Source organism: Undibacterium umbellatum (genome assembly GCF_014284125.1).
Classification (GTDB): Bacteria; Pseudomonadota; Gammaproteobacteria; order Burkholderiales; family Burkholderiaceae_D; genus Undibacterium; species Undibacterium umbellatum.
Map to the genome: position 1 here is coordinate 228040 of NZ_JACOFX010000005.1, position 21226 is coordinate 249265.

Below are 21226 nucleotides of genomic sequence, written 5' to 3' on the forward strand. Positions count from 1 at the left end.
CGTTGACATGCGAAATGAGAATGTCATTACCACTTGCCAAACTGGCTTTTCTTGACCAGCTAAGAGGCTTTGTTGCTGTTGGCCGCCATATGAGTATCACGCTGGCGGCGGAAGAACTATGTCTGAGCCAGTCGGCAGTTAGCCGCCAGGTCCAGGCATTGGAACAGCAACTAGGTATCAGCTTGCTGGTGCGTGGCTATCGCAGCATTGCTTTCACTGCAGAAGGTGAACGCCTGTTCCGCAGTGCCGACGCCGCCTTGCAGCAGTTGCAGGATGTCGCGGGTGACATAGTGGCGCAGTCGTTAGCCCGGCCTGTAGGGCCAGTAACGATCAGCGCCAGCATAGGTCTGACTGGCTTGTGGCTCTTACCCAGATTGAATGCCTTTCAAAAATTGCACCCGTCTGTCGATGTGCGCATTTCAGCCAATAACAAAATAATCGATCCGAGCAAAGACAGCATCGACCTGGCAATACGCTATACCAACGCCAAATCCGTACCTGCGGATGCCATACGCCTGTTTGGTGAAACGATAGTTCCGGTGGCTCATCCTTCGCTGGGCTTGAAGTTCAAGAAGAACGGCAAGCTTGCATTGCAATGGCCGTTGCTGGAATTTGAAGAAGCGAAAAAAGACTGGCTATCGTGGCACGATTGGTTAAGCAAAGAAGAATTGCAGGCAGCCAGGGCGCGAGGTATCCTGCATTTCAATCAGTACGATCAATTGATACAGGCAGCAGTCGCTGGACAGGGCATAGCGCTGGGGCGGCTGGAATTGATACAGGACTTCATTGCCGACGGCAGGCTGATGACATTAGCACCCGGCAAGAGTCAGGGCGCACATGGCTTTGCATACTGGCTGCTAGTAGCGGATGCTGGGCCCAGCGTGGACGCATTGCAAGTCAAGGACTGGTTGCTTAGCGAAGCGAGTAAAACAAAAACTCAGGCATCTGGATAAAGCAGCAATTCATGGCAGTAAGCCAGCGCATCGTCGAGTCTGTCATTCCCCCAGAACATGTGCTCTCCAACAAAGAAAGTCGGCGCGCCAAATATACCCTTGCTCATGGCCAGTTCGGTTTGCCTTCGCAGCTTCAGTTTGTTTTCTTCGCTTAAGGCTTGCTCAATTATGTCGGCAGCAGCCAATCCCATGTCATTTAACACCGCAGTCACAACTTCTTTGTTATCGATATCGCGGTCATAGGAAAAATTCATTTGCATCATACGGCGGCAATATTCTGCCATCCAGCTTTGTTCTGCAGCCAACACGGCTACTCGTAAAGGCAAGATAGCAGAGCGCGGGAAATTGCCTGGTTTTTTCCAGGGCAGGCCATACTTGCGGCATTGCCTTTCCATATCCAGCCAGACATAATCACCCTTGGCTTTTTGCAAAACAAAGGGTGAAGTGTTCCAGCCAAAAGCCTGGAATATCGGGCCAAGCAAGAATGGCTGCCAGCGTATCCTGACGCCAGCTCTAGCCGCATCCTGCTCTATGCGCATGACACTCAGGTAACTGTAATTGCTGCCAAACTCAAACCAGAAATCAATGACAGGCATGGTGGTGATAGGCGTATCCATCATGATCTCCTTTCTAAAAAACCACCAGGCAGCGCAACTCTATGCTTTCTCTTGGCGGAGCATCAGTTGGTGCATGTGGATGATCAAATGCTGCATGTGGTGTAAAGCGCGAGACACCGCTGAACTGGCTGTCATATTGTTTAAAAATCAGCGCTTCATTTGGCTGCATTTCAGAAAAGTAAGACCAGCGATGTCTGGGCGAAAATCTGGACAGATAAATTTCACCGGTGCGGTTAGGATACTTGACATCGCAAGCCAGCAAATGCGATTGCCGGACAGTACGCGCATCACAAACCGCCAGCGGCGTATCCAGCACGGTATGATGGGTAGGACGCCAGATATTGATGATGCAATAGCGCCGTATCTGTGCCATTATTTCCAAATCCCTGACGACTAGCGCCAGGCGTTTCTGTCCTGATTGCTCGGTATAGTCATTATGTATGCGGCCATTAGCCGCCGCCAAACCATTCTCTGCACGTTTGCCGAAGGATAAAGAGCTTGTCCTGGGTTCACGTCGCCTGACCAGGTGATCAAAGACATAAGCCTGACTGCCACCCGTGACAGCCAGTGCCAGTTCACGCGCTTCCTGATAATAGTCAGACCTGACTTCTTCATGATCCAGGAAATTCTTGACAGACGTAGGCGCATCCCATAACTCAAAACCCTCACGCTCAAGCTGAGGTTCCTGTTCTGCCTGACGGGCATCATGTATCGCAACTTCACGCACATCGTAAGTGGCGTTCTCCCAGGGGATGCCAGCAGGAGGTTCAAAGGTATAACTCACGGGTCTCCGTTCGCCAGGCAGAACATAGCTCATGGGAGCCAGCACATAGCTGCTGCCTTGCATTGAAATTGGCACTGAAAAATCGCGTTGACTCTCAGTAAGGACATCCATATAGCCTCCGGCCCAAATGCGACGAAACCGGGCTTCCGGTTGGTAAGTTTAGGGTGTTCGTCTATGGCTATTTAAACGGATGCGAGGCTAGTATTCAAACGACATTTTTGCGCAATTCGAATGCGTGGGTAGCATGTCAAATGCAGGATTGATAAATGGATTCGCTAGGTATCAGCAATTGTTCGTGCTGATCAGCATGTGGAAACTGCTCCAATATAAACGGTGTGACATCGATGATTTCCAGTATTTCTTCTTTGCCGTAGCGAGCCAGCATTTTGCCACGCAAACCTAGTTGTAAGGCGCGTCGCGGCAAGCAGTTACCCACAGGGTCGTGATCAGGGTCCCATTGCAAACGGACTTCAGAGGTTTCTATCGCCTGCTTCCATGCTTCTTGTGTGGCAAATCCTGAGGCAATAAAGGATGACGGTATAGCCTGCGTTAAAATTTCATCAAAAAAACTACGCTTGATGCGTATTGCCAGCACACGCTCCTGCCCAGATTTCTGCGCCCAACCTGAGCGGAACATCATCCATAAAAAATTTGGTTTGATCCAGCTCATGCGCGTATAACTGAATGCGCCACCAAAGTATTGGTGCGCGACTGCAAAATCGGCGATGGCATCAGAATATGCCTGATAGACGATAATGGTCTCTTCATCAAATTGCGCCATGATGTGCTTGCCATCATCTGGCCATTGTTCTGTCTGTTTTTTATAAGCTTCAAACTTCATTTTCTATTGATCTTTACATAATACATGACAGTACCCTCGTGTTGGTTCTTATAGGAGAATCAGCACGCGATGTGTTGTCATCATTTAGGAAAACCTCAATAATTCATTTGTTCCACGAGTAATTTATGCCTGACTTCCATTAAGGCAAAACCCAGCAGATTCAATCCCTGCCAAAGATGGGGGCTATTACTATCCGGGTGATCTTGTGCCAGACCTGTTCCCCAGATTTTGTCCAGCGGGCTGGCTTCGACGATGATCCTGTCTGCGGTACTGAGCAGATACTTTGCCAGTTTCGGATTTTGCGAAAATTTCGCATAATTGCCGTCGACCACAATCTGTGAGCGATGTTCTACCCATGTCGATTCATCATAATTTTTCACTTTTCTGCCCAGGCGCTTCACAATGTCAGGATCGTTGGTTGTTAGTATTTCCTTGAGCACGACCTGGTCATCAAACAGCCTGGCCTTGCCAGCCATCATATAGTGTTCAGCCGTGGGGTAAGTGATGTCATCGATCTTAAACGGCGCGACAAACCATTGGCTGAGGCAGGCTTTGTCTACTTCCAAGCTACGTTGTTTATGTCCCCAGAAATGCAGATAGGTAAACTGCTTTCCTTCATCTATCTGCTTTAATAATTCTTCCAGCGCATTCATGTTTTTCCTAGGCTATCTGCAGACCAGGCCATCACCCAGGCGTGCTGCTCTGCAGTTTGTGGCGTATCTGGCCAGTAATTTCTCTTTTCCATCTGTTGCCACAAATGCGCCAGTTCTTTCAAACCTGCCTCAGCATCCTGATGCTCTTCATTCAAATAGCAGCCTATGACAGTGCCGGTGCGGCCTATGCCGCCGAAACAATGTACATACACGGTGTGCTGCTTCGCCAATGCTTCACGCAATGCATGCAAAATATCTTGCATCAGCTTCGTCGAAGACGGAATATTGCGGTCAGGTATGGCAAAACGATGATGCTGGACTTGCACGCCGCGCTCAGCAGCCAACTTCATTAACAGCGGTGCGTAAGGATGCAATTCATCTTCTTCTGTCAGGTCAATGAAGTAATCGACGCCACAGTCAAGAAATTGCTCCAACCGGATCGCTGCAGATTGATCATCTATTGCTCCAGGATATTCACCTGCCAGTAACTGAACTGGCCTTACCCAGTAAGTATTATGATTTGGTCGTTTACTTGTCATCACTCATCCTGATCAAATATTTTGACGGCACACTATCACATAGCCATACACCATTCGGAGATACCAGAAACTGGAAACCATCTTCCTGCATTTGTTCTGCCATGACTTTCAATATGACTGGCGCACCATGCCTTGCACCTACCGTGCGCGCAGTTGTTATGGTCGTCGACAAATGCACGTGGTGCCGTGAGCCAGGACGTAGCCCTTCTTTCATGATGGATGCGATGAAACGGCTGGCAGTACCGTGATACAAAACATCCGGCGGTACCGTCACGGGCAATGCCAGATCGACCTTGACTGAATGCCCCTGGTTTGCTCGGATACGCAATCCATCTTCGCTAACGGCGAAGCGCTGTTTGTCTGAAGTACGCACGGCCTCGTGCAAGTCTTCCAGTTTGAAGCGCTTGCCATGCCTTGCAGCCTGGTTTATTAAGGCCGCTATTTCTGTCCAGCCCTGCTCATCCAGTTTGATGTCTATGGAATCAGGCTGGTGACGCAATACATAGCTGAGGAATTTGCTTAGACTTTTATCTTTATTTTTCATTATATTTTTTTACGATTTGTTTTTATTATTTTTAAATGTTGCTTCGAAAGCCTGGAAGCTTCCAGTGTTTTTTTTGTCCAGTACGGCAAATACTATTTTCTTGAATGCGCCGTGGAAAATTGATCCGGGTAACAATGCTTGCAAGAAATAGTTAGCGACATCCCTGGGCTCATTGCCGAATACTCCACAGCCCCAGGCACCAAGTACCAAGTGCTGATGTCCATGCTTAAGTGCTAGAGCCAAGACAAAATTGACCCTGTTTAACATGACACTGGCTGCTTCGCCAATTTGGTCCGGTTCATTTTTTTTCAATGCGCCGAGATTGACCGCTGGAGCCGTGATGAAGGATGCACTATAGAAATTATCGAGCAAGGCATATTCATCATCTCTGAAGACAGGCACGTCTGGCGAATAGATCATGTCATCGCTATAGAGACAGGATTGCAAAGCACGGTTCTTTTCATACATGGCAGCCATCTGCGCAATGCAAGGATGCAAGCCTGAAGATTTCGCCAGATTTTCTTCCTGTGCTTCTGAACCACCCAGGAAGCCGCCGCCTGGATTTTTCGCCGACGCAAAATTCAGACAAAGTGGGCGCGCACCATCTTCTGATGCCATGCGCCTGGCTACTGTCAGGCAGCCTTCATTGCTGACGCTGATTGCGGTGTCAAATCGTTCGTCAACTGAAAGCGCAAGCAAGATTTGCTGTAATTCTTCCGGCAAATAGTGGACAGATGCATTTTTCGCTGCCGTCAAACTGCCCTGTATGCTGACTTCATCGCCATACTGATTCATGTAGTTGCCACGTGCCAGTATTGCCAAAGTTTCCTGGGCAATATCAGCTCTTTGTTTTCTATTGATGACTGTAGTTTGCATTGTTTTTCTCTATCTTATTATTGTTAGCAAGCATAAGAATATCTCGCATAAGCGAACTATAAGCTATCTTAGTGAGGTAAAGCAACTAAGATAGTTTCATAAATTAACTAAGATCATTTCATTTGTTGTTTTCTTGCAAGGACAAGTAACAGTAATTGCTGGCAAATGTCAGACAAATAATGCTGGAAAGTAAATTGAAAGTGTAATTTATTGCAGAGACAGGTTTTACAGGCGCTGAATTTGCAAGACTTTGTAAGCATGGCTATGGAAGAACGGCGCAAGGGGATAAGGATCTTTTATGCTAAGTTACTGAAAATAAATAGTTTATTCGGAATTTTTTGAAACTTTTGCATAGTGACGCAGGATATATGACTGCTTAGTTGCAATTAATAACTAAGTATCCTAGAATAGAATCAGCTTCAAAAGAAAAGGAAATATCATGAAACGTAATTTGCAAGTCCTCATCATTGATCCGCAAAATGATTTCTGTGATTTGCCACCTGCTTATCTGGCACGAGATGTACATAATGCAGAAGCATTATCGCCAGCCCTGCCTGTGCCAGGTGCCCATGCCGATATGTTGCGCGTGGCTGAACTGATTAATAAAGGTGCAGATGGCATCACAGGCATCAGCATCACTCTGGATGCTCACCATCGTTATGATATCGCTCATCCTACATTCTGGAAGACAGTGCAGGGTGCAACAGTGACGCCCTTCACGGCTATATCCGCGGCGGCAGTGCGCGCTGGCGAATATCAGCCGCGTCGGCCTGAGGCTTTGGCACGTGTCCTGGCGTATCTGGATGCACTGGAAGCAGAAGGCCGTTATCAACTGATGATATGGCCGGTGCACTGCGAAATTGGCTCATGGGGGCAAAATGTGCATGCTGATGTGCGTGCAGCCTATAATGCCTGGGAAGAAAAACAACTGGCTGTGGTCAACAAGATCAACAAGGGCTCCAATCCCTGGACTGAGCATTATTCAGCAGTCAAGGCAGAAGTCCCAGATGCCAGCGACCCGGATACGCAACTGAACCAGCAATTGATTACAGAACTGAGCAAGGCTGACCGTGTGTATATTACTGGCGAAGCAGGCAGTCATTGCGTGAAAGCGACTACTGAGCATCTGGTGGAAAATTTCGCCGCAGCCGATTTACACAAACTGGTGCTGGTAACTGATTGTATGAGTGCAGTCACGGGCTTTGATGCACAGTTTGAAGACTTTGTACGCGATATGGCTGCCAAAGGTGTGCAGATTGCGAAGATGGCAGATGTATTGCCTGAATTGCTGGTGAATGCCTGATACTTTTCAGGTGATAATTGTCAGGTAATACTGGAAAAGAAAAATATGAAACCCGTAGTTCAAAGTTTGCTGGAAACTGATTTATACAAATTCACCATGTGGCAGGCATTGCTGCATAGTCACCCAAATACCCAGACTGAATATGCTTTCGTTTGCCGCAATTCCACCGCCTATCCACTGGCAGAATTAAAGGCTGATGTCGAACGTGAAATTGATCACTTGTGTGCACTGAATTTTACTGAAGATGAACTCGACTATCTGCGCTCATTACGTTTCATTAAAAGCGATTTCATAGATTTTTTAACGGTTTTTCATTTTCAGCGCAAATTCATCAAGATCAGTACGGATGGCGATCACCTGCAGATCGTGGCCACTGGCCCGCAAGTGCATGTCATGGGTTTTGAAATCTTTGTGCTGCATATCGTCAATGAATTATATTTCCGTCGCTTGCAAACTCAAGACACGCTGCCTGAAGGCAGGCGCAGGCTGGCGGATAAGATAGAGCAAATCCGTGAATTTGGAAAAGAAGCACCAAGAACTCACCCTTTTGAATTCTTTGATTTTGGTTTACGTAGGCGTTTTTCTGGAAACTGGCATGATGAAGTCGTCGCTACCCTGGCACGTGAAGTGCCGCAGTTTTTCAAGGGTACATCGAATGTCTACCTGGCCAGGAAATACAAGCTGGTGCCTATCGGCACCATGGCCCATGAATACCTGCAGTCTTATCAATCCTTTGGTGTGCGCCTGCGTGATTTCCAGAAAGCGGCACTGGAAGACTGGGTACAGGAATATCGTGGTGACCTCGGTACTGCCCTGACAGATGTGGTTGGCATGGATGCCTTCTTGTCTGACTTTGACCTGTACTTCGCCAAATTGTTTGATGGCTTGCGGCATGATTCTGGTGACCCGGTAGTCTGGGGTGAGAAAGCCCTGGCGCACTATGCCAAGTTGCGTATAGACGCCCATACCAAACGCCTGGTGTTTTCAGATGGGCTGGACCTGGCAACTGCATTCAGCCTGTATCGCCATTTTGCTGACCGCACCATGACGGGCTTTGGTATAGGCACCAATCTGACGAATGACACTGGTATCAAGGCCTTGAATATCGTCATGAAACTCAAATCCTGCAATGGCCAGCCAGTTGCCAAATTGTCTGATTCTGCAGGCAAGACCTTGTGTACGGATGAAACCTTCCTCGCTTATATGCGCCAGGTTTTTAATCATCCCCTCATGTAAATCAAGCTCAATTCAGGAGTTTCATCATGTTGAAACTGGCAGTCGCACAATTAAATTATATGGTGGGTGATTTCGCTGGCAATACTGACGCCATCATCAGCCACATGCAAAAAGCCGCAGCGGGAAAGGCGGATGTGGCAGTGTTTTCTGAACTCTGTATCTGCGGTTATTACCCTGGTGATTTGCTGGAGGACAGTGCTTTCCTGGCCAAGGCAGAGCAGGCGCTGGCCAATATTATGCAGGCTTCAACGGATCATCCTAATCTCGTCTGCGTGATAGGCACAGTACGTCTAAACAAAGGACAAGGCAAGGCCTTGCATAATGCCTTGCTGGCGATACGCAATGGCGAAATTGTTGCAGAATACTATAAGCAATTGCTGCCCACTTATGGCATCTTCGATGAGCGCCGTCATTTTGAACCCGGCAAGGAAATTGCCAGCACACTGGATGTAGCCGGACACAAGCTTGGCTTCATGGTCTGTGAAGATGGCTGGAATGATGAAGAACATGATTATCAGGTCAATCCTTTCAATGCCCTGACTGCTGCGAAGGTAGACCTGATCATCAGCATCAATGCCAGCCCGTCAGATATAGGCAAGCGCCAGCAAAGACATGCCATGTTTGCCAAGGCTGTAGCCCACCATCAACTGCCCTTGCTGTATGTGAATCAGGTAGGCGGACAAGATCAACTGGTGTTCGACGGTGCTTCATTTGCAGTCACACCTGATCGTGGTGTGACTTTTGAAGCAGCACGTTTTGAAGAAGATTTTCAATTGCTGGGATTTGCAGAAAAGCAGTTCTCTGCTATTGATGGTGCAGCATTAGTCAAGCCGGATAGCACAGGTTTATCCGTGCCAGAATTTACCCGTCGTCAGATCGTGCTTGGCCTGCAAGACTATGCGCGCCGTTGCGGTTTCAAACAGGTGGTGGTTGGTTCTTCAGGCGGTATTGATTCGGCATTGACGATTGCTTTGGCAGTACAGGCACTTGGCGCCGAGAACGTTATCGCCATCACCATGCCATCCTCCTATTCAAGCACAGGTTCAGTATCTGACTCGGTCAAATTATGTGACAACCTGCAAGTCAAACTGCATACACATCCAATACTGAATTTGGTAGAGCAGTATGCAAAAGGCTTTGAAGAAGCATTTTCCTCTCCCTTGCGCGGTCTGACACAGGAGAATTTGCAGGCACGCATACGTGGCACTATCTTGATGGAATACTCTAATGCCTTTGGCGCACTTTTACTGACGACTGGTAACAAGAGTGAAATATCTGTCGGTTACTGTACTCTGTATGGCGACACAAATGGGGGCCTGGGTTTGATTGGCGACTTGTACAAGACAGAAGTCTATGCCTTGTCTCGACATGTCAACAGCGCAGCCGGACGTGAAATTATCCCGCGAGATGTGCTGACCAAACCACCATCAGCCGAGCTTGCACCAGACCAGCTTGATACCGATAGCCTGCCACCTTATGATGAGCTCGATGAAATGCTGAAATGGCATATAGAAGGCAGGCGCTTGCCTGCACACGAGTTTGCCAGGGCGCAGGCTTTTGTAGAACAATTGCAAAAGACCGAGGCTGGTCAGAAAAGCATGGCCCGTATCATGGGCATGGTGGCGCGCAATGAATATAAACGCCGCCAGGCCCCGCCCATCATCCGCGTGCGCGCCCGTGCATTTGGTAGTGGACGTCAGATGCCGATTGCGGCAAAGTATTGAAATCCAGAAGATCAAGTCCAACCTTTACCATTATTTAGAAGTCATCCATGCAAATCGACGTTGCAGTATTAATAGGACGCTTTCAACCTTTTCATAACGGCCATGCCACGCTCCTGCAACTGGCACTGGAAACTGCGGAAGAAGTAGTCGTGATATTGGGTTCATCTTTCCACGCGCGCAGTACCAAGAACCCCTTCAGCTGGCAAGAACGGGCAGACATGATCAATGCCACCCTGTCACCCGCAGATCGGGACAGGGTATCGTACATCGCCGTGCGTGATTACTACGATGATGCACGCTGGTCGGCCGCCATACGCGGCAAGGTTGAGAGACATTTTCCCTATGCAAAGCGAATCGCCCTGATAGGCCATTTTAAGGATGCCTCCAGTTATTACCTGAACCGTTTCCCACAATGGCAGTTGGTCGCGGCTGAACAATTATTGGCGATAGATGCCACTGTCATACGCCGGGTCTTGTTTGAAGCCGAAGACATGCGCGTCTCACTCGATGTGATCGCCCATTATCTGCCACTGAGCATACGGCAATACCTGAAGGCCTGGAGCATCTTGCCGCATTACGCCGTGCTGGTGAAAGAGCATGCGGAGTTGCTGGCCTACCATGAATCCTGGAAGCCAGCTCCCTATGCGCCCATGTTTGTGACCCTGGATGCTGTCGTCAAGGCAGCAGGACATGTCTTGCTGGTACAGCGCGGTGGCTTCCCAGGCAAAGGTTTGTGGGCATTGCCCGGAGGTTTCCTGGATCAGAATGAAAGACTGTTCCAGGGCGCTATACGTGAATTGTTTGAAGAAACCAATCTGGCCGTGCTGGCATCTACCCTTGAGCATTCACTGGTAGACGTAAAGGTGTTTGATCACCCAGGCCGCAGCTTGCGTGGCCGCACCATTACCCATGCCCACTTCTTTGATTTGCAGACCGAGCACTTGCCCGATATTCGTGCAGCAGATGATGCGGCACAGGCGGCCTGGGTCAGTATAGAAAAGCTGGAAGGCATGGAGGAAGTGTTCTTTGATGACCATTTCCACATCCTCGATCAATTTCTCAATCTGACTGCCAGCGAGAACTGAGACAACTGTTGACAGCCTGCGATGGGATTCATTGCGGGCTGATTTGGTCATCACTGCTTTATCTTTACGATGTTCTGTCGTATCAGTTTAGCGTTGCTGGGATCAAAATATGCTTCGACCAGATCACCGTCACGGTTGCTGCCATAAATTTCGTAGCAACTTTCATAGGATATTTTCACTTTTTCAAACTGGTATCCACGATGCCTGGCCAGTAAAGCCATTTCTTCCTGGCTTAGCCATTCTGACTTTTTCAGTGTCGTGCATCCCTTGTCATTTGCCAAAATTTTGGGAATAGTGACCACTTGTTTTGAATTACTGCCTACAGATTTTTGTACTTGTGGAATCGATGTTTCTGCTTTGTTTTGTGCATGCAAACTGATGGAGCAGGCACATGTTGCGAGAAAAAGAAATTGACGTGCGTAATTCATCGCGCTCTCCAGGTTGTTGATGCGGAAGTAAGATTCAGTTTGGAGCAGGTATGCTCAATGTTACTTTTAGTCCCCCCAATTTTTCTGAACGTTCAGCTTGCAAGTCCATGTGGTGAGCCTTAGCAATTCTTTTTGCAATTGACCAGCCCAAGCCGCTGCCACTTTCTGCATTGCTTTGAATACGAAAAAAACGTTCACCCAACCTGGCGATATCTTGGTCTGACAGTCCATTTCCACTATCTTCAATCGTCAAGATATATAAGCTATTGATGTAGCTCAAGTGAATCAATATTTGTGCTGCCTCTGGACTGTAGCGGACGGCATTGTCGATCAAGTTCCGAATAAGTACGCTCATCAAGATTTCATTGCCATTAATGGAACAATGGCAGTCCATATCCAGTTCCATTTTCTGATTCCTGCTAATGGCTTTGGGGGCAATATCTGCTAATTGCTTGCGTATCGTGGCTGACATGTCGAAGAGTAAGAATTCGGCCTCAGCGTTGTTTTCCAGGCGGGATAAAGTCAGTAATTGCTCAATCAATCTGGATGTCCTGTCACAGGCTTCCAAAGTGTTTTTCAATGCGCGCTGGCGTTTGATTTCATCATGTTCTGCCATTGCTACCTGCGCTTGGGTACGCAGGGCTGCAAGTGGGGTGCGCAGTTCGTGGGCTGCGTCTGCAGTGAATCTTCTTTCTGATTCCATCAGGCCTGCGATACGCTCCAGCAAGCCATTTAGTGCTTGAATAACAGTTTGAGTTTCTTTACTTGTTCCATCCATCTCAATTGGGTTAACTGCTGCAGGCTGGCGCTGTTCAAGCACTCGGCCTAATCTGGTGATGGGGCTCATACCTTGCCGCACGGCAAACCATAGTGCCAGTCCAAGTATTGGAAGCGCAATGATGAAAGGTAAAATCATGCTACGTAAAACGGCATACAGGATGGCAGTGCGCGCCTGAACCTCTTCTGCTACATAAACCTGTACGTCTGATTCAACGCCGATCGTTGAAAAAACGCGCCACTCGCGGTTCTTTATTTGAATGCTTGTAAATCCCGCTTTTAATTCCTTGCCATCGTCCAGAATCGGCGTGTCCGGTGCATTTGCCGAGCGCAAGCCAAGCCGCCCCCCATGAAAAACCTGATACATGACTTTAGGTGCATACTTGTGCAAAGTGCGTGGTTCCCTGGACTCTCCTTTTTCTATAATCTCGTGTACTTGATGTGTTGTGAGCAAGCTCGCAGCTTGTGCCAAATGTCCATCAAGCACTTCGTCCAGCTCATGCCTGGCATCGAACCAGGTCATGGCGGTCGCCAGCAACCAGATGGATGCGACCGCTGTCAACGTCAGCACGAGTAGTCGATTTTGCAGGGAAGGGCGTGTATTCATGATGTCCTACCCTCCTTTGGGAGCATGTAACCAACGCCACGCACGGTCAATATTGATGTCGCCCCCAGTTTCTTTCGCAGGTTGTGAATATGGACCTCAATGGCATTGCTATCCACCTCTTGCCCCCAACTATACAAATGCTGCTCGATTTGCTCACGTGAAAGAACGCGGTCGGGATTTAGCATGAAGGTCTGTAAGAGGTCGAATTCTCGCGTCGACACTTCCACAATGCTGCCTGCTTGCTTTACCGAGCGAGCTCCAGGATCGAGCAAAATATCTTGTGCTTCCAGGTTTTCATTTGGTTGCCCATGGGCACGCCGGATCAGCGCACGTAACCTTGCTGCAAGTTCATTCAGATCAACCGGTTTAATGACATAATCATCGGCACCTTGATCCAACCCCCGAATTCTGTCGGCAACGGCGTCCCGTGCAGTCAATATCAATACCGGGCAACTTACTTCCGCTTTGCGTATGCTGGCAAGTACGTCCAGCCCATTCTTGCGCGGCATTCCAAGATCAAGTACTGCAGCGGCATACACCAGACTACGTAATTCATATTCCGCTGCTTCACCGTCTCTGACCCAATCGACCTGAAAACCGAGTTGGCGCAAGCCTGCCTGCAAGCCATCGCCAAGCAGTGGGTCATCTTCTGCCAATAATATGCGCATACCAGTTCTCTATGGTCATAAGAATTCTGCCGGATTTAATCACCATCATGATCTTTATCCTTGTCTGTTCGTTCTTTGCTTGACTGCGTCATTTCAAGGTTTTGCGCAGAAGTCGCGGTACTCCACTGATAAATCCAGAAACCGAGTACGGTCAATAACAATATTGCTGCGACTGAACGCCAGGTAGTGGGTATGGCTTGCTTTTGCTCACCCTGCTTGCGTCCGCCGATCATGCTGCGAACCAGATTTTCCCGATGTAAATAACTTGCGAGTAGAACACCAGCGATATGTATCCCAACCACTACCAGCATCATGCTGGCAGCTATTTCATGCGCCTCTTCCAGCCACTCACCACCTAATTCATTGTAGTGGGCATAGCCTGACATTGTGACGATCAAGCCCAGGCACAGCATCGCGATAATCGCCATGGCCCCTGCGGGGTTGTGTCCCGTGAAATGAGCAGGATGCCCCGAAATCATGCTACGCAAATAACGAATGACAGCTGCAGGAGAGCGTATAAATTCAGAGAAGCGGGCATACCTGCTACCGATGAAGCCCCACACCAGACGAAAGCAGATCAAGAATAACATGGTGTACCCCATGCTGATGTGGAGCAAGCGCAAGGAATCTACTTCGGCTGTCACATATGCAACGGTAAAGCATATCGCCATCAGCCAGTGAGACAGTCGCACAGGTGCATCCCATATCTGGATCTTTTTTGTGGAACTCTCAGTGCGCTCAGTATCGCTCTGCGATGTGGATAAATCACTCATGTCAACCTCCTCGACGAAACCAGGGAATTTTCAAACTTGTAAGTCATGCATTTACCAGCGAGCCACGAAGAAACTGTATCGCTGGTCTGCGTGAGGCCGAATTGCCAGACCTACATCCAGGAAACCATGATGGGCTTCAATTCTTAAGATGGTCTTAAGCCACTACTGTCCGTAGAGTGAGAGATAAGAAAGGGAATATTTGTTGCCGGCTTGGCGGAGGCTTGCTGGAGATGAGGGGGAGTTCGATAGTGCAGGTAAGGTTAAACCAGTTGCGCTGCACTATCGCGTCTATACATTAAACTTATTTGTACTGTGGACCGGTCAGCAAGAAGCCACCGCCCTGATAGATGGTCGTGATGTCGTCTTTTTCAGGATATTCACTGCTGTCAGGGAATAGATGAGTAAAGGCAGTAGAGCTATCTTTCGCTTGAAAACCCAGATGGGCAGCTTTTTTATTGTCCCACCATTTTCCCGGATTGTCAGATACACCAAAACTGATGGTGTGGCCAACACGCTGGGCAAAGACTGCGCAGCGCAACAATTCGAATAAATCGTCATAACTGAAATAGGTCACCATCATGCGGCGCGTCGTCGGCACCGGGAAGGAGGAGCCTATGCGTATGCATACGGTTTCTATGCCAAAGCGGTCATAGTAGTAACGTGACAGTGACTCACCAAAGCATTTGCTGATACCGTACATGCCGTCAGGTCGGGCAGGCATGTCGGCATCAATATAATCGGTAGTGCGGTAATAACCAACTGCATGGTTCGAGCTGGCAAAGATGACGCGCTTTACATTGTGCTTGTGCACGGCTTCATAGATATTGTATGTGCCCTGGATGTTTGCATGCATGATGGCTTCGAAATTGGCTTCGGTCGAAATGCCGCCAAAATGCAGTACAACATCCACACCTTCCATCATTGCCAGCACAGCAGCTTTATCAGCCAGATCACATTGCACGATTTCTTCACCTTCGCCTGCAGTTCCAAGATCGGTGATGTCGCTGAGGCGAACGATGTTGGCCCATGCCTTGATACGTTCGCGCAAGACTTTGCCCAGGCCACCGGCGGCGCCGGTCAGCAAGATGCGATTAAATGGCTTTTCAGTGATAGTGGTATTCATGGGGCGCTTTCTCTTTAAATGAATTCTTGATCTGCATTTTTCTGGTTTAAGCTATCAGGTAATCGGTGCCGGGTTAAATAAGACCAGGGCATTGTGCAGTTTCCAGTGCTCGGCCCAGGTTTCCTTGCCACTGGCAACATCCAGCAGCATCTGGAATAATTCCCATCCTACATCGGCTATCGTGGCTTCGCCGCTGGCGATCTTGCCAGCATTGATATCCATCAGATCATGCCAGCGTCTTGCCAGGTCATTTCTGGTGGCGACCTTGATGACAGGAACTGCGGCCAGGCCATATGGCGTGCCTCGCCCGGTAGTAAATACATGCAGGTTCATGCCCGCTGCCATTTGCAAAGTGCCGCAGACAAAATCGCTGGCGGGTGTGGCAGCATAGATCAAGCCTTTTTGCGTGAGTTTGTCGCCGGGTGGCAAGACACCAGAAATAGTGGAACTGCCTGATTTGACGATGGAACCCATGGCCTTCTCAACGATATTCGATAGTCCACCTTTTTTATTGCCGGGTGTAGTATTTGCGCTACGGTCAACTCCGCCACGTTTCAGATAATCGTCATACCATGCCATTTCCCTGATCATGGCCGCTGCCACTTCAGCATTGGCGGCACGTGAGGTCAACTGGTCTATACCGTCGCGCACTTCAGTCACTTCAGAAAACATCACCGTAGCACCAGCACGCACCAATAGATCTGTGGCAAAGCCAACTGCAGGATTGGCAGTCACGCCCGAGAATGCATCACTACCGCCGCACTGCACACCCACCACCAGTTCTGATGCGGGACAGGGCACGCGGCGGCGTTTATTCAACTCTGTTAATTGCTTCTCCGCAGTATGCATGATGGATGCAATCATGGAATTGAAGCCCACATGTGCCTGATCCTGCAAGCACACCAGCGCTGGTTCTCCACTACCCTCATCCCCATTTTTTATCGGGATACTGCCTTTGGGGAATAGACGTGAAGGTTGTAGTTTTTCACAACCCAGACTGACCACCATGGCTTGCCCGCCAAAATTTGGGTTCAGGCTGATATTGCGCACTGTTCGTATGGGGATGTTGGCATTTGGCGCATCGATAGCAACCCCACAACCATAAGTATGCTCAAGCCCAACCACATTATCGACATGTGGAAACCTGGGCAAGAGTTCTTCCTTGATGCGTTGCACCGCATGTTCGACCACGCCAGATACGCATTGTACGGTTGTTGTGATCGCCAGAATATTGCGCGTGCCTACACTGCCATCGGCATTCTTGTAGCCCATGAACGTATACCCTTCTAGCGGGGTGGTGTCGGACGCTGACACAGTGGCGATCGGCAAGTCCAGCAACTCGCGGGCGGCGGGCATGCTTATCAGAGATTCTTCCACCCAGCTCCCTTGTGGGATGGAACGCACTGCATAGCCTATCGTGACGTTGTAGCGGGTAATCGCTGCGCCTTCGGCGAGATCTTGCAATGCCAGCTTGTGCCCTTGCGGGACGTGCTCCAGCAACGTCAGGCCGCAGGGAAAGCGAGTCGCCGCAGGCAGGCCGCCATCATTGGCAACTATCGCCACATTGTCATTGGCATGCATGCGTATATAGAGCGGCAAGCTGGTGCTGGATATTGTCATTTTATTTTTTCCCTTCTCCGCTAGATGTGGCTGTCAGTGCAAAAAACAGACAAATCAGCCAATTATTTTTGTCGAAAAATCTGATTTTCGTGAAATTGGTCTTACCAAAATACAACTGGCATGAACATTTATGAGCATGTCAAGGGGAGATGGATTTCGGGCTGGCGCACGGCAGTGTTACCACGAAAAAACCAATATTCCCTATGAAAATCATTTATTTTTACCTTCAGATTTTTCTTCTTTTACCGGTGGGGAGCGCATAGTCCGCTATAATCCCTCAGGTATCATTTGTGGCGAGTATGCCACCAAAAAAAATATCTGGCTAGTCCACATTGCATATTTGGTCTGACCACATTAGAATGGCCTGACCGAATTGCTTTTATTAAGCTTTTCTTAAAGTTGCAAATCATGATGAAAAAAAATATTGCGCAGAACGAAGCTTTGCCTCATGAGCCCAGGCTGTACCGGGTAGTGGCTGACAGGATTCAGGCGCTGATTGCTGAAGAGAATATTGCTGCTGGAGAGCGTTTGCCATCTGAGCGCGATCTGGCAACCAAGCTCAGTGTCAGCCGCGCGTCCTTGCGTGAAGCACTGATTGCGCTGGAATTGGGCGGTGTGATTGAAGTGCGCGGTGGCTCTGGTGTCTATGTTAGTGGCTTGCCGGAAGGCCCGGCAGATGTGCCAGAAGCAGGGCCGGGACCGTTTGAAGTATTGTCTGCGCGACGCTTGATTGAATCTGAGGTGGCGGCGATTGCAGCCAGGGTAGCAACCGATTCTGCCATTGATGAAATTTTGAAGGCCGTGCTGGAAATGGAAAAGCATCATGCCAATTATTCCAGCAATGAAAACGCCGATCGGAATTTTCATCTATCCATTGCCAGAGCCACGGGCAATAGTGCACTGGTAGGTACGGTGGAATACTTGTGGAACCAGCGGGGCCGCCTGTGGCATAAATTGAAGGAGCATTTTCAGACTGAAGAATTACGCCAGCAAACATTGACGGATCACCGCAACATACTGGAAGCAATTGCTTCCCATGATCCAGCTGCAGCGAGAAAGGCCATGCGGGCACATCTTGAAAGAGTGACCAGGACTTTCTCACGCGGATAGGCGAATAAGCGGATAAATGGATTAGTCAGAAAGCAAAGAGTACATTTGCGACTATATCCCTGGGGCGTGACAGCAAGCCCCTTAATCGAATTTCTATCTTGACCGGCTGTGACCCCGGTGGGGCTTCTTGCGCTCATCTTCGTCGCAGTGGCACAGAGTACGCGAGGTGCTCCAACTAGTGACTTATGCACAACAGCATAGGCACGAGAATTCCATGAAAAACAGGAGGAGACTGAATAATGAAAGACGATAAAAAATTCCAAAGGCCAGTATTTGTATTGTCATCCATCGCGCTGGCAGTACTGGCGGTAGTGAATCATGCGCAAGCGCAAGAAGTACAAAGGGTGGAAGTCACTGGTTCATCCATCAAGCGCCTGGCGACTGAAGCATCTTTGCCAGTGACCATGGTCAGCGGTGAAGAACTGGAAAAACGTGGCATGACCACACTGGCAGATCTGATGATGGCCTTGCCTGAATCAGCCTCGCTGGCACCTTCGAATGCTGGATCAGGCACCAATATCAATCTGCGCGGCCTGGGTGTGAATCGTACGCTGGTGTTATTGAATGGCCGTCGCCTTGCCAACGAAGCGATTGCTGATGGTTATGCCAATCTGGATGTAATACCCATGAGTGCCATCGCCAGGGTAGAAATCCTGCGCGATGGTGCATCTTCGATATATGGTTCTGATGCTATCGGTGGTGTGGTCAACTTCATCACCAAGCGCACCGTGGTTGGTAACTCTGTTTCAGCCCAGTTCGTCAAACCGCAAAAGACAGGTGGTGGTGATGAACAAAGGGTTACTGCTACCGTAGGTGTCGGTGATCTGGAAAAAGATGGCTGGAATCTTTACGGTACGATTGATGCCCATCGCCGTAGCCGCTTGCTGGCATCCGACCGTGCCGAATTAAGCACAACCGAAATGCTGACCAGCATAGGTCGTGCGCCTACTCTGGGCAGCGGTGGCTATGCCATGCCTGCCAACTTTACGACGGCCACCAACAAAACGGCTGCAAATCCTTACTATGCCAGCAACTGCCAGGCTCCTTACAGCATACAGGGTGCAAAAAATACCTGCATACTGAATGCAGCATATTACGGCACTGCCCTGTATGGGAATGAGCAAGTGACTTTCTACGCAAAGGCAACAAAGAAATTCAATGACGAGCATATCCTTAGCATTGATTACATGCGTGGACAAGAGCATATACTGGGCACAAAAAATCCGACCACCAGCCTGGCAGCAAATGGTGTAAGTGCCTTGCTGCCGTCGACCAGTAAATGGTACCCCGGCGGTACAGGTGGCGTGCCAGCCGTGGCAGGCTTGAAAGGTGAGCCCCTAACCGTGACCTGGAGTGTTGCTGATCTGGCCGAGGCCGTCACCAAGGATGTGCAAATCAATCAACGCATTGCCATCAATGATGAAGGCCGTATCGGTAACTGGGATTACAAGGCTGGTTTTGTTTATGGACATAGCCAGCGCGACAATTACTATGAGGCAGGCTATGTCGATGGTCCTGCGTTGTTGAAGGGTATCGCTAACGGTACCTTGAATCCTTTTGGCTTGCAGGATGCAGCAGGCAAGGCTTACCTGGCCAGCATAGGCGTCGATGGTGCGCAAAATCGCCATTCTGTCAGTACCTTCACAGGTATTGATTTTACTGCCTCCACAGAACTCACCAAGCTGGCAGGCGGGCCACTGACGCTGGCACTGGGTGCAGACTTGCACAGGGATACTACAGAGGATACCAAGACAGCGATCACATCGATTGTGACTTATGCTGCATCAGGCCCTTCACGTGGCCAGGGTGCGCGAAATGTCGCAGCACTCTATGCTGAAATGGAAATTCCTGTGACCAAGGAATTAAATTTTAACGTGGCCGTACGTGACGATCATTTCAGTGATTTTGGCAATACCATCAACCCCAAGGCCAGCTTTCGCTATCAACCGATGAAGGCCTTGATGTTCCGTGGCTCAGCCAATACCGGTTTCCGCGCACCGACTTTGTTCGATCGCTACGGTTACCGTGTCCCAGGCGCAAATACCACAACGTCATCGAAATGGGATGACCCAGTGCAATGCCCTGGCGGTACGCCCGGCATAGCAGGTACGGGTAAGGCTTTGCCAGGCCTGGTGGCTTCGGCGGTATGTAATGTTTCCCTGCCACGTCAGACAGGTAGTAACCCTGATCTGGTGCCAGAAACTTCACGCGGCTTCACACTGGGGGCAGTGGTAGAGCCTCTGCAAAACCTGACTTTGTCTGCAGATTACTGGCATATAGAAATGAAGGACATGCTGGCAAACTTGCCTGAGCAAGTCTACTTCCTGAATCCGACCAAATACGCAGACCTGTTCGTGCGCAATGCTGATGGCTCTCTGGCTTACATCAAAAATATCACGATGAATCTGGGTGGGCAAAAAGCTTCTGGTATTGATGTGACAGTTGCTTACGATATTCCCCGCACTTCCATAGGTAATTTCAAGTTTCAGTTGAATGGCACATACCTGACGCAATTTGATAATCAATTGGAAAAAGACAGTGCCTACGTGTCCAATGTAGGTCGTTTCGGTGTGGCCAGCAATGGCACTACCAGCAGCTTGCCCATCATTACCTTCCGCTGGAAACACACGCTGACCATGTCCTGGACCAAGGGTGACTGGAGTTCGCAACTGACACAAAACTACAATACTGGCTACCACGATCAAAATCTGATTGCCGCCCAATATTTCAGGGATATCGAGCCGTACCAGGTATGGAATTTGACCGCAAGCTATCGCGGCTTTAAAAACCTGACCTTGTCCGCCGGTATCACCAATCTGTTGGATGCCAAACCACCGATTACCAATCACAGTGGCTACACCTATGGCTATCTGAGCAGTGCTGCCAGCCCCATAGGCCGCGCATTCAATGCACGTTTGTCTTACAACTTCTGAAGAAAAGTCCCCCATGCGTACATGGGGGACGT

General features: G+C 49.2%; 20 protein-coding genes. 7 read left to right on the top strand and 13 right to left on the bottom strand.

The window, feature by feature from the left end; genetic code table 11:
• Positions 1-20 precede the first annotated feature (20 nt).
• The gene (locus H8L47_RS12740; RefSeq protein WP_186953969.1) at positions 21-953 is read left to right on the top strand and encodes a LysR substrate-binding domain-containing protein; all 933 of its coding nucleotides are present in this window, start codon (positions 21-23) and stop codon (positions 951-953) included.
• Here H8L47_RS12740 and H8L47_RS12745 read toward each other — a convergent pair.
• The 7 genes from H8L47_RS12745 to H8L47_RS12775 all read right to left on the bottom strand — a co-directional run bounded on the left by H8L47_RS12745 (position 938) and on the right by H8L47_RS12775 (position 5807).
• Positions 938-1573, bottom strand: coding sequence for a 2-hydroxychromene-2-carboxylate isomerase (locus H8L47_RS12745; RefSeq protein ID WP_186953970.1), 636 nt, complete (start codon positions 1571-1573; stop codon positions 938-940). The genes H8L47_RS12740 and H8L47_RS12745 overlap by 16 nt on opposite strands.
• A gap of 10 nt (positions 1574-1583) precedes the next feature.
• Complete coding sequence (locus H8L47_RS12750) at positions 1584-2465, bottom strand: CmcJ/NvfI family oxidoreductase (RefSeq protein ID WP_230413713.1); 882 nt, start codon at positions 2463-2465, stop codon at positions 1584-1586.
• A 136-nt stretch (positions 2466-2601) separates the two neighbouring features.
• Positions 2602-3195, bottom strand: a complete 594-nt coding sequence (locus H8L47_RS12755) for a DUF4291 domain-containing protein (RefSeq protein ID WP_186953971.1) — start codon at positions 3193-3195, stop codon at positions 2602-2604.
• Between the two features lie 95 nt (positions 3196-3290).
• Positions 3291-3848, bottom strand: coding sequence for an NADAR family protein (locus H8L47_RS12760; protein ID WP_186953972.1), 558 nt, complete (start codon positions 3846-3848; stop codon positions 3291-3293).
• On the bottom strand, positions 3845-4387 hold the full coding sequence (locus tag H8L47_RS12765; protein WP_186953973.1) for a protein-tyrosine phosphatase family protein: 543 nt from the start codon (positions 4385-4387) through the stop codon (positions 3845-3847). Before H8L47_RS12765 ends, H8L47_RS12760 begins: the two co-directional genes overlap by 4 nt.
• On the bottom strand, positions 4377-4931 hold the full coding sequence (locus tag H8L47_RS12770) for an RNA 2'-phosphotransferase (RefSeq protein ID WP_186953974.1): 555 nt from the start codon (positions 4929-4931) through the stop codon (positions 4377-4379). The genes H8L47_RS12765 and H8L47_RS12770 overlap by 11 nt, the downstream gene beginning before the upstream one ends.
• A gap of 9 nt (positions 4932-4940) precedes the next feature.
• Positions 4941-5807: a TIGR02452 family protein gene (locus H8L47_RS12775; RefSeq protein WP_222616516.1), complete on the bottom strand. Its 867-nt coding sequence runs from the start codon at positions 5805-5807 to the stop codon at positions 4941-4943.
• Positions 5808-6246: 439 nt separating this feature from the next.
• On the opposite strand from H8L47_RS12775, the gene H8L47_RS12780 reads away from it, so the two are divergent.
• The 4 genes from H8L47_RS12780 to H8L47_RS12795 are packed head-to-tail and all read left to right on the top strand — an operon-like array spanning position 6247 to position 11155.
• Positions 6247-7110: a cysteine hydrolase family protein gene (locus H8L47_RS12780; protein ID WP_186953975.1), complete on the top strand. Its 864-nt coding sequence runs from the start codon at positions 6247-6249 to the stop codon at positions 7108-7110.
• A 45-nt stretch (positions 7111-7155) separates the two neighbouring features.
• The gene (pncB, locus tag H8L47_RS12785) at positions 7156-8346 is read left to right on the top strand and encodes a nicotinate phosphoribosyltransferase (RefSeq protein WP_186953976.1); all 1191 of its coding nucleotides are present in this window, start codon (positions 7156-7158) and stop codon (positions 8344-8346) included.
• Positions 8347-8372: 26 nt separating this feature from the next.
• On the top strand, positions 8373-10070 hold the full coding sequence (locus H8L47_RS12790) for an NAD+ synthase (protein WP_186953977.1): 1698 nt from the start codon (positions 8373-8375) through the stop codon (positions 10068-10070).
• Between the two features lie 47 nt (positions 10071-10117).
• Complete coding sequence (locus tag H8L47_RS12795; protein ID WP_186953978.1) at positions 10118-11155, top strand: bifunctional nicotinamide-nucleotide adenylyltransferase/Nudix hydroxylase; 1038 nt, start codon at positions 10118-10120, stop codon at positions 11153-11155.
• A 50-nt stretch (positions 11156-11205) separates the two neighbouring features.
• Here H8L47_RS12795 and H8L47_RS12800 read toward each other — a convergent pair whose 3' ends face one another.
• From H8L47_RS12800 to garD, 6 genes are all read right to left on the bottom strand, one after another.
• Positions 11206-11583 (bottom strand): PepSY domain-containing protein, encoded by a 378-nt coding sequence (locus tag H8L47_RS12800; RefSeq protein ID WP_186953979.1) that lies wholly within the window; start codon positions 11581-11583, stop codon positions 11206-11208.
• Positions 11584-11617: 34 nt separating this feature from the next.
• The gene (locus H8L47_RS12805) at positions 11618-12967 is read right to left on the bottom strand and encodes an ATP-binding protein (RefSeq protein WP_186953980.1); all 1350 of its coding nucleotides are present in this window, start codon (positions 12965-12967) and stop codon (positions 11618-11620) included.
• A complete protein-coding gene (locus H8L47_RS12810) occupies positions 12964-13635 on the bottom strand; it encodes a response regulator transcription factor (RefSeq protein ID WP_186953981.1) in 672 nt (223 codons plus the stop codon). The genes H8L47_RS12805 and H8L47_RS12810 overlap by 4 nt, the downstream gene beginning before the upstream one ends.
• A gap of 35 nt (positions 13636-13670) precedes the next feature.
• The gene (locus H8L47_RS12815) at positions 13671-14408 is read right to left on the bottom strand and encodes a cytochrome b/b6 domain-containing protein (RefSeq protein WP_186953982.1); all 738 of its coding nucleotides are present in this window, start codon (positions 14406-14408) and stop codon (positions 13671-13673) included.
• A 301-nt stretch (positions 14409-14709) separates the two neighbouring features.
• On the bottom strand, positions 14710-15531 hold the full coding sequence (locus H8L47_RS12820) for an NAD-dependent epimerase/dehydratase family protein (protein WP_186953983.1): 822 nt from the start codon (positions 15529-15531) through the stop codon (positions 14710-14712).
• 54 nt (positions 15532-15585) lie between these two features.
• On the bottom strand, positions 15586-17151 hold the full coding sequence (gene garD, locus H8L47_RS12825; RefSeq protein ID WP_186953984.1) for a galactarate dehydratase: 1566 nt from the start codon (positions 17149-17151) through the stop codon (positions 15586-15588).
• 408 nt (positions 17152-17559) lie between these two features.
• On the opposite strand from garD, the gene H8L47_RS12830 reads away from it, so the two are divergent.
• Both H8L47_RS12830 and H8L47_RS12835 read left to right on the top strand, forming a co-directional pair.
• A complete protein-coding gene (locus H8L47_RS12830) occupies positions 17560-18261 on the top strand; it encodes a FadR/GntR family transcriptional regulator (protein ID WP_230413715.1) in 702 nt (233 codons plus the stop codon).
• Positions 18262-18500: 239 nt separating this feature from the next.
• Positions 18501-21194, top strand: a complete 2694-nt coding sequence (locus H8L47_RS12835; protein WP_186953985.1) for a TonB-dependent receptor plug domain-containing protein — start codon at positions 18501-18503, stop codon at positions 21192-21194.
• Positions 21195-21226: the final 32 nt, after the last annotated feature.

Coding starts and splice junctions, on each gene's coding strand:
- H8L47_RS12740 (WP_186953969.1), top strand. CDS start 21: ATGTCATTACCACTTGCCAAACTGGCTTTTCTTGACCAGCTAAGAGGC.
- H8L47_RS12745 (WP_186953970.1), bottom strand. CDS start 1,573: ATGATGGATACGCCTATCACCACCATGCCTGTCATTGATTTCTGGTTT.
- H8L47_RS12750 (WP_230413713.1), bottom strand. CDS start 2,465: ATGGATGTCCTTACTGAGAGTCAACGCGATTTTTCAGTGCCAATTTCA.
- H8L47_RS12755 (WP_186953971.1), bottom strand. CDS start 3,195: ATGAAGTTTGAAGCTTATAAAAAACAGACAGAACAATGGCCAGATGAT.
- H8L47_RS12760 (WP_186953972.1), bottom strand. CDS start 3,848: ATGAATGCGCTGGAAGAATTATTAAAGCAGATAGATGAAGGAAAGCAG.
- H8L47_RS12765 (WP_186953973.1), bottom strand. CDS start 4,387: ATGACAAGTAAACGACCAAATCATAATACTTACTGGGTAAGGCCAGTT.
- H8L47_RS12770 (WP_186953974.1), bottom strand. CDS start 4,931: ATGAAAAATAAAGATAAAAGTCTAAGCAAATTCCTCAGCTATGTATTG.
- H8L47_RS12775 (WP_222616516.1), bottom strand. CDS start 5,807: ATGCAAACTACAGTCATCAATAGAAAACAAAGAGCTGATATTGCCCAG.
- H8L47_RS12780 (WP_186953975.1), top strand. CDS start 6,247: ATGAAACGTAATTTGCAAGTCCTCATCATTGATCCGCAAAATGATTTC.
- pncB (WP_186953976.1), top strand. CDS start 7,156: ATGAAACCCGTAGTTCAAAGTTTGCTGGAAACTGATTTATACAAATTC.
- H8L47_RS12790 (WP_186953977.1), top strand. CDS start 8,373: ATGTTGAAACTGGCAGTCGCACAATTAAATTATATGGTGGGTGATTTC.
- H8L47_RS12795 (WP_186953978.1), top strand. CDS start 10,118: ATGCAAATCGACGTTGCAGTATTAATAGGACGCTTTCAACCTTTTCAT.
- H8L47_RS12800 (WP_186953979.1), bottom strand. CDS start 11,583: ATGAATTACGCACGTCAATTTCTTTTTCTCGCAACATGTGCCTGCTCC.
- H8L47_RS12805 (WP_186953980.1), bottom strand. CDS start 12,967: ATGAATACACGCCCTTCCCTGCAAAATCGACTACTCGTGCTGACGTTG.
- H8L47_RS12810 (WP_186953981.1), bottom strand. CDS start 13,635: ATGCGCATATTATTGGCAGAAGATGACCCACTGCTTGGCGATGGCTTG.
- H8L47_RS12815 (WP_186953982.1), bottom strand. CDS start 14,408: ATGAGTGATTTATCCACATCGCAGAGCGATACTGAGCGCACTGAGAGT.
- H8L47_RS12820 (WP_186953983.1), bottom strand. CDS start 15,531: ATGAATACCACTATCACTGAAAAGCCATTTAATCGCATCTTGCTGACC.
- garD (WP_186953984.1), bottom strand. CDS start 17,151: ATGACAATATCCAGCACCAGCTTGCCGCTCTATATACGCATGCATGCC.
- H8L47_RS12830 (WP_230413715.1), top strand. CDS start 17,560: ATGATGAAAAAAAATATTGCGCAGAACGAAGCTTTGCCTCATGAGCCC.
- H8L47_RS12835 (WP_186953985.1), top strand. CDS start 18,501: ATGAAAGACGATAAAAAATTCCAAAGGCCAGTATTTGTATTGTCATCC.